Source organism: Photobacterium rosenbergii (assembly GCF_033022775.1).
GTDB lineage: Bacteria > Pseudomonadota > Gammaproteobacteria > Enterobacterales > Vibrionaceae > Photobacterium > Photobacterium rosenbergii_A.
This window is the reverse complement of the sequence record NZ_JAWJZI010000003.1, coordinates 218,668-234,285: the sequence shown is the minus strand read 5'-3', so window position 1 is coordinate 234,285 and position 15,618 is coordinate 218,668. Positions and strand designations below refer to the sequence as shown.

The 15,618-nt window shown below is 46.2% G+C and carries 12 protein-coding genes; 6 read left to right on the top strand and 6 right to left on the bottom strand.

Features of this window, described 5'->3' with window-relative positions; translation table 11 throughout:
* Positions 1 to 235 precede the first annotated feature (235 nt).
* The 4 genes from R2X38_RS09010 to R2X38_RS08995 form a co-directional block, all read right to left on the bottom strand.
* Complete coding sequence (locus R2X38_RS09010) at positions 236 to 1,459, bottom strand: OFA family MFS transporter (protein ID WP_317521904.1); 1,224 nt, start codon at positions 1,457 to 1,459, stop codon at positions 236 to 238.
* Between the two features lie 334 nt (positions 1,460 to 1,793).
* Entirely contained in the window at positions 1,794 to 2,030 is a 237-nt protein-coding gene (locus tag R2X38_RS09005) for a YdcH family protein (RefSeq protein ID WP_317521903.1), read from the bottom strand.
* A 247-nt stretch (positions 2,031 to 2,277) separates the two neighbouring features.
* Positions 2,278 to 3,501, bottom strand: coding sequence for a sodium/glutamate symporter (gltS, locus tag R2X38_RS09000; protein WP_317521902.1), 1,224 nt, complete (start codon positions 3,499 to 3,501; stop codon positions 2,278 to 2,280).
* Positions 3,502 to 4,164: 663 nt separating this feature from the next.
* Positions 4,165 to 7,299 carry an EAL domain-containing protein gene (locus R2X38_RS08995; protein ID WP_317521901.1) on the bottom strand — a complete coding sequence of 1,045 codons (3,135 nt, stop codon included), beginning with the start codon at positions 7,297 to 7,299 and terminating at the stop codon, positions 4,165 to 4,167.
* 481 nt (positions 7,300 to 7,780) lie between these two features.
* Between R2X38_RS08995 and galE the strand changes: the two genes are divergently transcribed.
* The 5 genes from galE to R2X38_RS08970 all read left to right on the top strand — a co-directional run bounded on the left by galE (position 7,781) and on the right by R2X38_RS08970 (position 12,709).
* Positions 7,781 to 8,791, top strand: coding sequence for a UDP-glucose 4-epimerase GalE (galE, locus tag R2X38_RS08990; RefSeq protein WP_317521900.1), 1,011 nt, complete (start codon positions 7,781 to 7,783; stop codon positions 8,789 to 8,791).
* Between the two features lie 104 nt (positions 8,792 to 8,895).
* Positions 8,896 to 9,957 carry a UDP-glucose--hexose-1-phosphate uridylyltransferase gene (locus R2X38_RS08985; RefSeq protein WP_317521899.1) on the top strand — a complete coding sequence of 354 codons (1,062 nt, stop codon included), beginning with the start codon at positions 8,896 to 8,898 and terminating at the stop codon, positions 9,955 to 9,957.
* A 33-nt stretch (positions 9,958 to 9,990) separates the two neighbouring features.
* Entirely contained in the window at positions 9,991 to 11,154 is a 1,164-nt protein-coding gene (galK, locus tag R2X38_RS08980; RefSeq protein WP_317521898.1) for a galactokinase, read from the top strand.
* A 33-nt stretch (positions 11,155 to 11,187) separates the two neighbouring features.
* Complete coding sequence (galM, locus tag R2X38_RS08975) at positions 11,188 to 12,255, top strand: galactose-1-epimerase (RefSeq protein ID WP_317521897.1); 1,068 nt, start codon at positions 11,188 to 11,190, stop codon at positions 12,253 to 12,255.
* Positions 12,256 to 12,523: 268 nt separating this feature from the next.
* Positions 12,524 to 12,709, top strand: a complete 186-nt coding sequence (locus tag R2X38_RS08970; RefSeq protein WP_317521896.1) for a hypothetical protein — start codon at positions 12,524 to 12,526, stop codon at positions 12,707 to 12,709.
* Positions 12,710 to 12,804: 95 nt separating this feature from the next.
* Here R2X38_RS08970 and R2X38_RS08965 read toward each other — a convergent pair whose 3' ends face one another.
* Together R2X38_RS08965 and R2X38_RS08960 are read right to left on the bottom strand one after the other, a co-directional pair.
* Entirely contained in the window at positions 12,805 to 12,993 is a 189-nt protein-coding gene (locus R2X38_RS08965) for a hypothetical protein (RefSeq protein ID WP_187462400.1), read from the bottom strand.
* Between the two features lie 314 nt (positions 12,994 to 13,307).
* Positions 13,308 to 14,321, bottom strand: coding sequence for a LacI family DNA-binding transcriptional regulator (locus R2X38_RS08960; protein WP_317521895.1), 1,014 nt, complete (start codon positions 14,319 to 14,321; stop codon positions 13,308 to 13,310).
* A 217-nt stretch (positions 14,322 to 14,538) separates the two neighbouring features.
* On the opposite strand from R2X38_RS08960, the gene R2X38_RS08955 reads away from it, so the two are divergent.
* On the top strand, positions 14,539 to 15,609 hold the full coding sequence (locus R2X38_RS08955) for a cellulase family glycosylhydrolase (protein WP_317522251.1): 1,071 nt from the start codon (positions 14,539 to 14,541) through the stop codon (positions 15,607 to 15,609).
* Positions 15,610 to 15,618: the final 9 nt, after the last annotated feature.

Genomic DNA, 15,618 nt, shown 5'->3' with positions numbered 1-15,618 from the left:
CAGTTATCTCTAAAAGGGCGCCCCGTGATTTATCCATCTAATAGGCACTTTCTTTCAGCTATAAAAAATAACTGTCTGTTTTTGTGTCACTATTTAGTATAGAAACACTTTGAAATAGTTCTAGTTAATAACTTGTTAATATTTAAAGGAGGGGGAGGGAGAGGTGATGCTTTGGGAAGGTAAGTACAAAAAAAGCACAGCGGGGCTGTGCTTTTTATCAAAGGAGCGGGGGAGATTAGGCGTTTGCCAGCTTTTTCTCTAGTGCTTCTGCATCAACTGGCTTAGTGATAACAGAAAGAAGTACGTTAACAGCCATCATTACCGCACAGATAGTGTATGCAAGGGTGTAGTTACCTGAAGCACCCATCGCGATTGCTGTGATAGCAGAACCGATAAAGCCACTCACACCCCAAGCGGTGTAAAGCACGCCGAAGTTCGCACCGTAGTTTTTCAAACCGTAGAACTCAGCAGTTAGGGTTGGGAATACCGCTAGCAGCGTACCGTAACCCACACCAGCAAGTGCTGCACCAATCATTAGCGTGAAGCTTGAGTCAAAGCTTGCAAACAGTGCCATATTGATACCCTGCATGATAAATGCAATCGTCAGAGTACGTAGGCCACCAATTTTATCGGCAAGCATACCAGCAGCAACACGGCCACCAGAGTTGAAGATAGACAGAACAACAACCAGGAATGCGGCTTCAGTAATGTTGGCTTGCTGAGAGGCAATCAGAGTGATGTTACCAATCACCATCAGACCTGCAGAAGACGCAAGAGCAAACATGATCCACAGTGAGTAGAACTGAGGAGTTTTTAGCATTGCACGCCACTGGATATCGACAGGCTTAGTTGCCTTAGCTTTATAGTTAGCTGGTACTTGCGGCTGGTAACCTGCTGGTGGGTTAGTGATAGTGCTTGCCAATGGTACAGTGATAAGCAGAATCGCAACACCTAGGATCAGGAAACTAGTGCTGATGCCGAACGAGTCAATAAGCAGAGATGTAAGTGGTGCCAGGTATACCGCTGCAAGACCGAAGCCCGCTGCGATTAGACCGTTAACCAAACCCTTCTTAGAAGGGTGGAACCACTTCATTGCAGAAGGGGCAAGACATGCATAGCCGAAGCCGATACCTGCACCCGTCATTAGACCAAATGTGATTAGAAGTAGCAGAGGACTAGTGGCAAAGCTTGAAATGATCATGCCTGAACCAACAAGAACAGTACCCAAGATAAGGATCTTACGTGGGCCCATGCGGTCTTGAAGTACACCAGCTACCAATAGTGATAGAGCAAAAGTGATTACAGCAACTGAGTATGGCATAGAAGCATCAGCATCAGACCAGCCCATATCTAGAACAAGTGCTTGCTTGAATACACTCCAAGCATACAGGATGCCCATACATAGGTTGATACAGAAGCCTGCCAGCAGGATCTGTTTTGCTTTATCGAATTTAGTCATTGTTTTCTCTGTCACTGCAAGGGAAACAGTATGAACTTCATACTGTGCTCAAAAAAAATTGTACTTTATTAACAAAAGTTGATTGTCATTAAAGGTGCGCGGATTCTATCAACATTTTTTGAATAGGAAACCGCTAGAAATATTCAGTTACAATTGTTTCGGTGGTGATTTGAGTTGTTCACATCCTGTTAATATGCCTATTTCTTAATATTCAATGACTTATGTTGGGATATCTCAGGGGTTACATGGTATGTAAAAAGTGTGAAATTATGTCCACCTCACAGTGTGTAAACCTGTGAAGTGAACATAATCGGACATATTGGGATAGGTAGGATCAGTGTGAAAGAATACTGTAGATTTTGTCTTTCAGCTGGACGCGTTCTAATTTGAGTTGAGTGAAGTGATGGTCGTCTGTGGGAATGTTGTTACCTTCGAGGCCTCTTATCTTGTGATCTAGCTGGTGGTAACGGTCAGCCATTTGTTTGAAGTGTTGGTCGGATTGCTTTAGCTCCTTGATTCTATCTTGATGCTCAGGGTACTCGATAAACAGTGCATGATTTTCACCTAACATATTGATACTCCCACGCTCTTCATAATCCTACCGAACTGACGATAGGTACAGATTCAACATTAAGCCACAGAGGCATGTGACCTATTATTAAGCGCACCCCAAACGAGATGAAGATAGTTATTCTGATAATGTTATAAAGCCAAGTTGATGTACCCATCAACCTTCAAACTAAGGCCAATAATTTAATAATAGCTGGGAGATGCCGAACGGCAAAGCCGGACCTTGTAAGGTCCGGCTTGGAGGAGGTTTACTGAATGAAGCTGATGTAGGTCTGCAGCACAATCAAGTTGGCAATGTCGATAAAGAAGGCACCGACAATAGGCACGACCATGAAGGCTTGCGGAGACGGGCCATTACGCGACACCAAGGCACCCATGTTCATCACAGCGGTTGGGGTAGCCCCCATACCAAAGCCGCAGTGACCACCGGCAATAACAGCTGCATCGTATGTCTTACCCATCAACCTAAAGGTAACAAAGTAGGCAAACGCTGCTAGCGTGATTGTTTGTACCGATAGAATCGCAATCATAGGCAGGGCGAGACCAAGCAGCTCCCACAATTGTAGGCTCATCAGCGCCATCGCCAGGAACAGTGACAGTGAAATAGTACCCAATGCATCCACAGTTTCATTGTTGATCTTGTAGACTTTTGTCGATTCACAAATATTGGTGATGAACACACCGATAAACAGTGCATAAACAAAATCAGGGATACGTAGCCAGTTGATGCCGATACTGTCTACCAACTCTTTGACGTGGGCCGCGCCTGCAACGCAGATCAACAGAATGAACATTACTTCAATGGTGTTCTTGGCAGTAATACGATCCTCTTCGTTGTCACTGTAGGTAACCAAGTCGGGATGTTCGATATGATGCTTTTCACCAATGCCAAATTCTGATTTGAGTGAGAACTTGTTGATCAGTCGCTGTGCAACAGGGCCACCGATAATACCGCCCATGACCAGACCAAAGGTTGCAGCTGCCATGGACAGCTCCAAGGTTTGTAGGCCATACATATCGGCAAAGGTCTGTGACCAAGCTGCACCTGTACCATGTCCGCCAGACAGGGTAATCGAGCCCACCATCAGACCGAGCAGAGGGTCCAGACCAAGCATGGTGCTTAGGCTGACACCGACAGCATTTTGAATAATGATGTAAAGCGTTGCGATAGCAAGGAACAAAAATACCCGTGAGCCACCTTTAGCTAGCAGTTTAAAACTGGCTGCTAAGCCAACAGTGGCAAAGAACATCTGCATCAGGGTGTCTTTGAGGCTTAGCTTGAAGGTAATGTCTACACCTTGTGTATGTAAGATTGCAATAAGTACGGCAACAATTAATCCGCCAACAATTGGCTCAGGTATATTGTACTTCCGGAATACCTTTACTTTGCTATTAATGAAGTAGCCAAGAAAAAGCACAATAATCGCAATGAGAAACGACTCAAGTTCGCTTACTTGTATAACTGAATTCATGATTATGTCTTTTCATTGTTTTTAGGCGTTAATTTTACCCCCTAAAATGGCGACTGCCTATATTGCCATTTTAATTTCAATAGTGTAGACCTGTGGTTGCGTGTTGGTTGTTTATGTTTTGATTATTGATGTTATGTATATTTAAAGGCGAAGCTTTGCGGCGCTTTGTTATTGTAATGTTCTTATTTATGATTTTCTCACCCGATATTGATAATTCAGGTAAAGAATAAGAATAGTCTCAATCTGAAAGCACGAGTGCTTTAAAATCAGTAGGCTAATGCTGAACTGTTTAATATCCATACGAAAAAAGCAGAATATATCATCCATTAAATAATGTAATTAGTATGTTACGTCACTAAATTTGTCGCTTATTTAATAGTCGCGCGAGTCATTTTGTGGGATATATCATCGAAACGAGTGGTTTCTGCACGATATTTTTTGATTTTTTTTTATGATGCCACCCCATTTGAAGCAAGAATGGTGGCGGGAGAGGTATTCCTGAGTAATAAAACAGCGTATAAAATATAAATGAAATCAAAATTTCTGCACTTTTATCTATTCAGGTGTATCACTGGTGAATAGATATACCCAAGTCATGACGGTATATACGTAATGTAGCTAAGAACCCGTTATAGGTGCCCAATAAAGGCTATATCTCCACCTCTATACAGTGCTCTTATCTTCATGCAGGAAAAACTGTTCAAACTCACTGACTGGTTGTGGCCGTCCGAAAAGATAGCCTTGGAATTCCTCGACCCCAATACTGGCTAAGAAATCACGTTGCGACTGGTTCTCGACACCTTCTGCGACTATTCGCATTTTTAGGTTGTGGGCGAGCTCAACAATTGAACGGGTGATGGCGATATTATCTTTATTCCATGGCAGATCTTTGATGAACTCACGATCAATCTTCAATATATGAACAGGGAAGCGACTCAGGTATGCCAGAGATGAGTAGCCTGTACCAAAGTCATCGATGGCAATCTTGACCCCAAGCGCTTCGAGCTTGATCAGCTTATCTAATGCCGTGTTTACATCGGACATGATCACAGACTCGGTGATCTCTATTTCCAGATATTTAGGATCGCACCCACTCTGGATAATAGCCTTATCGATGGTTTCAACAATGTTCGATCCTAACAACTGCTGCGCAGAGATGTTTATGGCAAAATTGAGGTAGATGCCATTCGCTTGCCATTTCTTTAATTGACGACAGGCTTTTTGAATAAGGTGCTCACCAGCCTCAATGATTACACCAGAGCGTTCTAGGATCGGAACAATGTTCAGTGGTGATTCATGCTCACCTAATTCATTTTTCCAGCGCAGCAAGGCTTCGACACCACAGACTTCGTGATTGTTAGCATTAACTTTAGGCTGGTAGAAAAACTCATAGCGATCTGTACCTACTGTACGCCGCAGTTCGGACTCCAGCTGGATCTGTTGAATACTGTGAACGCCCATTTCTGTGGTATAGAAACAGAATTGATTACGGCCTTGTTCTTTTGCTCGGTAAAGTGCGATGTCTGCATATTTACTGAGGTTTTCTGCTACATCGGAATCTTCAGGGAAGAAACTGATCCCTATGCTGGCAGTTAAAAAGAGTTCCTTACCTTCAACCGCCAAAGGTGCAGAGATATGTTTGAGAATGCGGGCTGCGATATTGGTAACATTCTGTAAGTTAACATTTTGAGAGAGCAAAACAGCGAATTCATCCCCACCGAGTCTTGCTAAGAAGTCCGTTTCCCGTAATAGACGTTGGATGCGCTTAGCCGCTGTTTGGATCACTTTATCTCCAACGGCATGGCCCAACGAATCATTGATCTGCTTGAAGTAATCGAGATCGATTGATAGGAGGGCGATGCTATCGCCAGTAACCTTGTTACATTTTACTGCGGCACCGATTTGCTGCTGTAGCAAGGTGCGGTTAGGCAGTTCGGTTAGCAGGTCATAATGGACTAACCGGTGTAAGCGGTTTTCGAACATCACACGTTCAGTGATATCTTTGCCAGTCGAAATGTAATGGCTAATTTTGCCTCGGCTATTACGAATAGGGGCAATGGTTTTTTCTTCATACATGATTTGCTCATCGCCCTGCTTATGGGCGATGACACGCTCGATAACATGACCTTGTTTGAGCTGTTTTTGTACATGCTTAACATCGTTGATGTTGTTGAGGGTGCTTCTTAGCAGCTCTATTGATTGCTTGCCAACAATATCCTTCGACTTGATTCCGTTATGGCTTTCAAATGAATGGTTCACGTATTCCACCACGCCTCTTTTATCAGTAATGATGATGGAATCATTACTTTGCTCGAGTGCACGTGACATACTCTTAAGTTTTTCTTCTCGCTCAATCCAGTAGGTGACATCGCGGAGATTCAACAATATTTCCCGGCTTGAACTATAGGCCGTGTCGGTTGCAATGATCTCAATATGCTTGGTTTTTAGATTATTGAACTGTAAACGTATCTTTATCGTGGGCTGCTTTTTCTCTCTGAGTTGCTGCAACTGCTCGATAATCGCTTCAATCTGGCGGCGTGATTGTGTGCCTGGTAATAGTTTGGTTAAGTTACTGCCGATAATATCTTTATTCTGCAGTGATAAGATCTGTATTGCGGCGTTGTTGGCCGTCAAAATCGTCATGTCGTGATCGAGAGACATCAGACCATCGGGCACATGGCGAAGCACTGTGGCGTATTGCAGGGCAGTGTCTTCTATTTTTAGTGTCATTTTGCGTTGTGCATTCAACAGTTGTGATAAATGCCAAGCCAATACCAGACAACCTGAAGCCAAACAGACAATTAACCCTGCAAAGATGACCAGTTTGAGTATTCGCTCTTGGGTAAAGGCCAACTCCGTGACCGCTTCAGTCATATTAACCTTGGAGATAATCGTCCAGGGGAGGTCGGTCCCTTGAAAAGGGAGGGTATAACTATCTTCGCCCCTGAAGGTGGTACCTGAAAAGAAGCGGGTAAAGGTATATAGGTAATCACCAATGATGACCTGACCGTGATTGCTAGCTTGAATGTTTTGCCATAAGTCTGGGTAGAGAGAATAAAAGTCTTGTTGAGCAGGGTCGATAGTTGAAGGCATGAATTGCCAAGCGCTTTCTGCGGAAGGCCCCATCAGCCACTGACCATTGCTGTTAATTAGCCAGTTTTGTACTTCATCCCAACCATATTGGCCTTTTAGCTCTTCTAGGTAGTCTATACCGAGGTAATTTAGAGTGATAAGCCAGCTTTGGCCATTCATTTTAAAATGACTGACAAATCGTAGCATGGGTTTGTGGGGGAGTTCGATCTGTCCGTTTTCTTGGTTCAAATCAAATTGGGATGTGTAAAAGTTTCCCGCTGGAACCTTTAACGCTTTCTGAACGTAATCACGATGGCTTTTGTCTTGAAGGTTAGCTTTATCAACGGCGATAGCATCCTTCCCCTCTTTATTAACTCTTATGACTTCCTGGCCTGCATCGTTGATTAATCTGACTTGATCATAATAAGAGCGAGTTGTTGATAGGCGCTGAAAGGTCGCCGTCAGGATTTCTCTTTGCCTTTCGACAGCATGGTGCGTTTCCGACAATTCTTTGGCTTTCTCACTCAGATAACGAAGATCTTCAATGATTGGGGCGAAATGCAACCTTGTGATATGCAAAGAAGACTGGTGACGGCTATTTTCACGGTCTTGAATACGATGGTTTATCTGGGAGATGTCTTCACTATAAATGTAGTAAATCGACGCTGACGTGATGGTCAGTAGGGGAATGAAAAAGAGTAAAAAACGTAATATCGCAGTCTTCATACTTCATCCGTGAGGTACATATAACTGATTTAGTATAGCGTTGAAATGCCAATTGATGCATATATTGATGCCAATTTAGTCTTATGCATCACACTGTATATTAATGGTGACGTATCTGGTCATCAATGCTAAGTGAACACTTCTTTTACGGTTTTTAGGGTAATCGTTTTCACTTTTACGTGTTGTTCCACCTTGCTTTCTGGATTGCCCCTAAGCACCGTACTGCAAAGCGACAACGTTGGGTTTGCTTTTATCTTATTGTTTTTGTTGTTATTTAATTAATTCCAAGTTGTTTTTGAGAGAGTGATATCAATTAAAGCAAAATGAAATCTGTGTGAAATTGGTGGAAACGTTTACATTGTGTGGCAATGATCACAGTATTCATTTTGGGCTTATTGATAAACTTGCTCGCAGTTAAGAACAAGATGCTGTTTCTTGGGTGGTGTGATGAAAGCCACTGGCAGTGATTTGGGAGAGAGTGATGAAGGTATTAGTAACAGGTGGTATGGGCTATATCGGAAGCCATACCTGTGTACAAATGATTGAAGCAGGCCTTGAGCCAATCATTCTGGATAACCTTTGCAACAGTAAAGAAGCCGTGCTGGAGCGTGTTGAAACTCTAACTGGCACCAAACCGACATTCTATCAAGGCGATATCCGAGACCGAGAAATTCTCGACCAAGTTTTTTCTGAGCACGAAATCAGCTCTGTGATCCATTTTGCAGGCCTGAAGGCTGTCGGGGAGTCGGTCGAAAAACCACTTGAGTATTACGACAACAACGTTCACGGCACCTTGATGCTGGTGGATGCGATGAAGCATGCGGGCGTCAATAGCTTGGTGTTTAGCTCATCAGCAACGGTTTATGGTGACCCGGAAGAAATCCCAATCAAAGAAACCACACCGACAGGCAAAGTGACCAATCCATATGGTCGCAGTAAGTACATGGTCGAAGAGTGCCTGCGCGATATCCAGGTAGCTGCGCCGGAAATGAGTATCACGCTACTGCGTTACTTTAACCCTGTAGGGGCTCACCCTTCAGGCATTATGGGCGAAGACCCGCAGGGTATCCCGAACAACCTTATGCCGTTCATAGCCCAGGTTGCAGTAGGCCGCCGAGAGTACCTATCTGTCTTTGGCAATGACTACCCAACGCCGGATGGCACCGGTATCCGCGATTACATTCACGTGATGGACTTGGCCGATGGCCATATTGCGGCATTGCGAGCGGTGGGAGAAAAAGCGGGTTTGCATATCTTCAACTTGGGTACTGGCAAAGGCAGCAGCGTACTTGAGATGGTCGATGCCTTCAGCAAAGCTTGTGGTCACGATGTTGCTTACAAAATCTGCCCGCGCCGTCCTGGCGATATTGCCGAGTGCTGGGCTGATCCGGCTAAAGCCCGCGCGGAGTTGGGTTGGGAAGCCAAGTTCGATGTCACTGCAATGGCTGTCGACACGTGGCGCTGGCAGTCTGAAAACCCTAATGGCTACTAATTGGTCTTGAGATGATTTTGGGAGTAGGTGGCGTCTCACCCCTAAGTTTGCCTGCTCCTACCTTTATTTAGTTTGCAGTATCACTGTAATGGCGAGTTTTGAAAATGTCTGAACAAAAGTTTAATCCAGTTGATCACCCGCACCGTCGCTACAATCCGCTGACGGGGCAATATATTTTAGTTTCCCCTCACCGTGCGAAACGCCCTTGGCAGGGGGCAGATGAGACACCGGAAAAAGCAGAGGACAAAGCGTACGATAGCGAATGTTTTCTGTGCCCGACCAATACCCGTGTATCGGGCGATGAAAATCCTGATTATGCCGATACCTATGTCTTCAACAATGACCATGCGGCGTTGACGCCAGAAACACCGGACGCCCCTGAGTCTGACAACCCACTTTTTCGCTGTGAAAGTGCCCGTGGTTTGAGCCGAGTGATTTGTTTCTCCCCAGATCACAGCAAAACCTTGCCTGAGCTACCCGTCGGTACGATTCGCAAGGTAATTGATACCTGGAATGAGCAAATTGAAGAGCTAGGTCAAGAGTACGTTTGGGTTCAGGCGTTTGAAAACAAAGGGTCGGCAATGGGGTGTTCCCAACCGCACCCGCACGGCCAGATTTGGGCAAACAGCTTCTTGCCAAACGAGATCGCACGTAAAGATGAAAACCTGCGTGCTTACTACCAAGAGCAGGGCTCAAACTTGCTGGTGGATTACGCCAAGGCCGAAATGGCGGACGGTTCACGTACGGTGGTTGAAACCGAGCACTGGATCGCGGTAGTCCCTTACTGGGCGGCCTGGCCGTTTGAAACCATGCTGATGCCGAAAACCCATGTTCGTCGTATGAACGAGTTGACTGCTGAGCAGCGTGATGATCTGGCCATGGCAATCAAGAAATTGACCAGCCGCTATGACAACCTGTTCAAGTGCTCTTTCCCGTATTCAATGGGCTGGCACTATGCACCGTTCTTCAAAGATGGCGATACCTCGACCGAACACTGGCAGCTTCATGCACTGTTCTATCCACCGCTACTGCGCTCAGCGACAGTCCGCAAGTTCATGGTGGGCTACGAAATGCTAGCAGAAAGCCAGCGTGACCTGACCGCAGAGCAGGCCGCAGACAAACTGCGTGCGCTTAGCGATGTCCACTACCGTGAAAGCCAACAATAACAACTAACCCATACGAAAAGATAGGAACCTATTATGTCTAAAACACAACTGCTGATTGATGCTGTTAATACTTCATTCTCTTCCGTGCTGGGTTACGAAGCGACACATCTTATTCAAGCGCCGGGCCGTGTAAACCTTATTGGTGAGCACACTGACTACAATGACGGTTTCGTATTGCCATGTGCCATTGACTATCAAGCGGTGGTGGCAGCTGCACGACGTGACGACAATATCGTCCGCGTGGTGTCAGTTGACTATGACAACCAAACCAAAGAGTTTGACTTGGCCTCAGAAATTACTTTTGACCAGGACTGCATGTGGATCAACTACATCAAGGGTGTGGTGAAGTGCCTGCGTGGTCGTGGCTACGAGTTTGCCGGTGCTGATATTGCAGTAAGCGGTAATGTGCCTCAAGGCGCTGGCTTGAGCTCTTCAGCGGCATTGGAAGTGGTTATTGGCCAGACATTCAAAACACTCTATGCGCTAGAAATCAGCCAGCAGGAAATTGCACTTAACGGCCAACAAGCGGAAAACGAATTCGTTGGTTGTAACTGCGGCATTATGGATCAACTTATTTCTGCTGAAGGTGAAGAAAACCACGCTTTGTTGATTGACTGCCGCTCACTGGAAACCAAAGCAGTGTCGATGCCGGAAGATATGGCTGTTGTCATCATCAACTCGAACAAGAAGCGTGGTTTGGTTGATAGCGAGTACAACACCCGCCGCGCGCAGTGTGAAGAAGCTGCTCGTATATTCGGTGTAAAAGCCCTGCGTGATGTCACTATCGAGCAGTTCAACGCCCGCGTTGATGAGCTTGACGAGATGGTTGCCAAGCGTGCCCGCCACGTGATCACTGAAAATGACCGTACTGAAGAAGCCGCGATAGCCCTTAGCAAGGGTGATATCAAGCGTATGGGTGAACTGATGGCCGAATCTCATGCCTCTATGCGTGATGATTTTGAAATCACGGTACGTGAGATTGATTATATTGTTGATACCGTGAAAGCCGTTATTGGCGATCAAGGTGGCGTGCGCATGACAGGTGGTGGCTTCGGTGGCTGTGTGGTATCGATTGTGCCACCGGCATTGGTTGAGGACGTGAAAGCGGTACTTGCAGAGAACTACGAAGCAGAAACGGGCCTGAAAGAAACTATTTACGTGTGTAAAGCCAAAGCGGGTGCAGGCGTGATTGCCTGAGCTTTGAATAAAAAGTACGTATAAGGATTAACAATGACACTACCTCATAAGGTGTTATCACTACACGAAACTATGACCACGGAGGCGGCCAGCGATGGCCGTCCTGCAAACCTGTTCACCTTGACCAATGGCTCAGGCATGACGGCGACTTTCATGGACATAGGCGCGACGTGGTTAAGTTGTACCGTCCCGGTCGATGGTGAGGCGAGGGAAGTATTACTGCACTGCTCATCCATGGCAGATCACCAAAAACAAAGCGCCTATTTTGGTGCGACGGTCGGACGCTATGCCAACCGTATTGCGAATGGTCAATTCACGATTGATGGCGTAACGACCCAAGTGGCTACCAACCAAGCGGGCAATACCCTTCACGGAGGCCCTGACGGTTACGATCAACGTCGCTGGGTGCTGGAGCATCAAAGTGATACCAAGCTGGTTTTCAGCCTAGTGTCAGAAGATGGCGACCAAGGCTTCCCAGGTACTTTGAAGGCCAAAGTCACGTTTGAACTCACAGCTGATAATACGGTAGCCATTAGCTATCAGGCTGATTGTGACAAGCCTTGCCCGGTCAACTTTACCAACCATGCATACTTTAACTTGGCTGGTGAAGCTTCGGGTCAAGACTGCTTGCAGCATGAACTGATGATCAAAGCGGATCGTTTTGTGCCGACATCTGAGGTTGGGATCCCTAGTGGCGAGTTGAAATCTGTCGACCAGACGGGCTTTGATTTTTGCGAGGGGAAAATGATTGGGCAGGACTTGCTGAAAGATCCTGAGCAAGTCTTGGCGAAAGGCTACGATCATGCCTTCATTCTGGAACCGGAAGTCACTGATGGTATTGCCGATTTTGCCAAAGTAGTCTCGCCAGATCAGAAAGTTTCCATGACGGTACAAACCACCAAGCCGGCTGTTCAACTCTATACAGGTAATTTCTTGGCAGGAACGAAAGGCACTTCCGGTGAATATGGTATTCATCGAGGTTTCTGCCTAGAAACAGAATATCTGCCGGATGCACCTAATCATCCAGAGTGGCCGGGGGAAAGTATTTTGCGCCCTGAGCAAATCTACGCCCATTACACAGGCTACCGATTTAACTTTTAGTGTTGTATACCCAAGTTACCTCAAGGTGCAGGGTATATTCTTTGTTGAAATTGGGGTTTGCCCGCTCACATGAGCGGGCTTTTTTCATGTTAAATGTAGGCGTTGGCTGCTTATGAGCAGGGGGCAGGTCTTTTCTTAAATGCTAAGGGAGTATTGAGGAGAAAGGACAGGCTTACAAGTTATCTTTATGCGATTAACCTAATCCTACGTATAATCGTCCGAATATTAATTACGAAATTGTATTTGGTTGAAGATGAAGAAAAACACCATGACATTCATCGTCACGTTCGTGTCGGTGTTCTGTGCAATAACACTCAAGAACTTTCTGGTAGGTACCTTTCTGTCAGCAGGAGAGCTTAACTTTGTGGTGGATACGCTGATTTTGTTGGTGATCTATGTACCTATTTATTTTGCTTTCACTCGACTTGGAAAACAATTCATTACGAAAGAGTAAGTTGAGAGAAGAAAAACTTTATGTTAGCTGGTACTTTTACTTTTTAGGATGGGTACCAGCTAGCGGAGAAGTTCAGTCATCAGCTTGGATTGGCCTTAGCGACGATTGGCGTGGGTGAGAAGGTCTATGAGTTCGCTTTCTGTCTTCGGGGTTTTGTCTAATTGAATATGAGGAGATGTTCCGCCCCAAAGCATATAAGCGGTATCGGTACAATGGTCATGGTGGAACCATTTTCCGTCAATGCAGATGTCGGTATAACATCTTGGATCTTGTATTAGCTCCATATATACACGTTCCTTTTTGGTTTAACATGTTTACAACATACGACCAATGTATATGCAATAAATTGATCTTGGTCATTAAGGCATAATTTATTTTATTATGTGTCTCGCAAAGCCAACCGTAATCACCTTCTTCCTGTTTAACCGTTAGTAACTATCAACATCCTTTGCTGGATTGTTTAGGCACCGGCACGACGATTTGAATGACGTCCTGCTTTGTGGTGTTTAGACGCTGCTGGAGGAATATCTAGCGACGGTGACCCATAAAACCGGCCGCCAACATGGATGTTGGCGGTGGGGCGGTTATTCAGCCCATGCTATTGTTTGACAGAGGAAGCGCGGATGATGACATCGCCCTCCACCTTGAGGGTCGGTGACATCAAGCTTTGTTTGTTAACCAGCTCAAGAAGCGCCTCCACAGATTGGCGCCCCATATCCGCGTAGGGCAGTTCGACAGAAGTTAGCCCGGGGGAGAATTCGCTCGCGACCTGCTGGTTGTCATAGCTCACCAATGCAATATCGTCGGGGATAGACAAACCGCGTTCGGCGATGGCCTGATAGCACCCAATTGCCATGTAGTCACTGCCGATAAAAATAGCCTGTGGCGGGTTGGGCATGTCAAGCAAGGCCAACGTTTGCTGGTGGGCTTCTTTCAGTGACCAGTTACCCTCCCTCACCAGCGTATCATCGGGAATGATATCGTGGTTAATCAGCGCCTGACGGTAGCCATTCAAGCGATCGGTGCTCGCTTCCATCCATTTTTCACCGCAAATTACGCCGATGCGCTGGTAGCCTTGGTCAAGCAGATGCTCTGTGACTTTATAGGCACCGAGCTTGTCAGCCGGGAGGACGGCGGGTTGGCTGGCATCGTCTTTACTGTAGCAATTCAAAAATACGGTTGGCGCATCAACCTTGATATTGGGAGAGAGTGCGCGGGTCATGCTTGAGGCATAGATGAGGCCATCATATTCCCCCTGCGCAATTTCAGCTTGGATCTGCTTAGCTAATTGTTTGTCGTTGCTGTAATCGAAGGTCACCAGCACGCGGTCTTGCTGCCAAGCCGCTTCCCGAGCGGCGTTTACGGCTTCGATAAAGGGATCATAATGGTTGAGACCATTGATCACCAGAGCGATTTTTTTCGGACGGCCTTTGGCATGAACGGCGCGTTTGTGCTCATACCCTAGCTTTTCTGCGGCATCTAACACTTTTTTTTTCGTGGCATCGGCCAACTTAATGGACTGGGAGCCATTAAGAACCAGCGAGACAGTCGGTTGCGACACTCCCGCGGCAGAGGCGATATCGCGCATGGTGATCCGCTTTTTGATACTCATTGATGTTGCATCTTCATTAGCTAATAAATTAGCCAGTATATTAGCAAACAACGGGCTTACATTTCATCACTGAAGTGGCACAGATCACACTTCGATCCACGATTGTCAGAAATATTGTGATCAGTTTTACAACTCGTAAGCGGATCAGTTGAATAAATACCTCCAAATAATACATTAGCTAATATATTAGCTAATCATTAGTGTTGAGGTTAAAATGATTAAACAGTGGTCTTCAGAACAAGCATGGGCGTGGCATAAAGAGCAAGGGTGGTTGCGCGGTTTTAACTACTTACCTCGAACCGCGGTTAACTGGACAGAGATGTGGCAAGCACACACTTTCGATCTGGAAACGATTGAGCAAGAGCTGACATGGTCTGTGGAGGTCGGCTACAACACCCTGCGGACCAACTTACCGTTTATCGTCTGGCAGGCTGACCGCGATGGGTTGCATCAGCGCATTGATGCTTTCCTGGCGATTTGTGAGCGCCTGCAGATCAAGGTGATGATGACACTGATGGATGACTGCGGCTTCTCTGGCGATCACCCATACCTTGGCCAGCAAAAAGAGCCAGTGCCTGAACTGCATAATAGTCAAGCTGCTGCTAGCCCTGGCCGTAATATTGTTATGGAGCCAAGCCTGTGGAGCGAGGTTGAAACCTATGTACGAGATATTGTTTCTACGTATCAGACAGATAGCCGTATTACTATCTGGGATTTGTACAATGAACCGACCAACCGAATGATCTTCAGCCTGGACGGTGAACATGCTTTTGATGAAGCGATGGAAACATTCAGCCATCAATTGATGGAAAAAGCGTTTGAGTGGGCGCGCGATTGTGATCCGGTTCAGCCGTTGACGGTGGGTGCTTGGCATGCTCCGAGCATTCTCGACAGAAGCCTACCTATTTTTGAGCACCCGACGGACCGCCGTGCATTGGAGCTCTCAGATATTATCACTTTCCACGCCTATCTTCCTTTGGATCTCTTTGCAAAAGCCGTTGAGGTTGTGTCTGCCTATGAGAGGCCGATGATGTGCACGGAATGGCTGGGACGCCACGCGGAATCGTACTTGCATGAGCAGTTGCCGTTGTTCCACGAGCAGCAAATCGGCTGTTACCAGTGGGGCTTGGTGAAAGGAAGAACCCAGACTCATTTGCCGTGGCCGGAAATCAAGCGCTCAGATAGCGACTATCAATCCCGCTGGTTCCACGACTTGCTGCATGAAGACGGCACGCCATACGACCAGTCTGAAGTTGACCTGATTCAGAAGTTAGCAATGACTAAATAACCCTACACA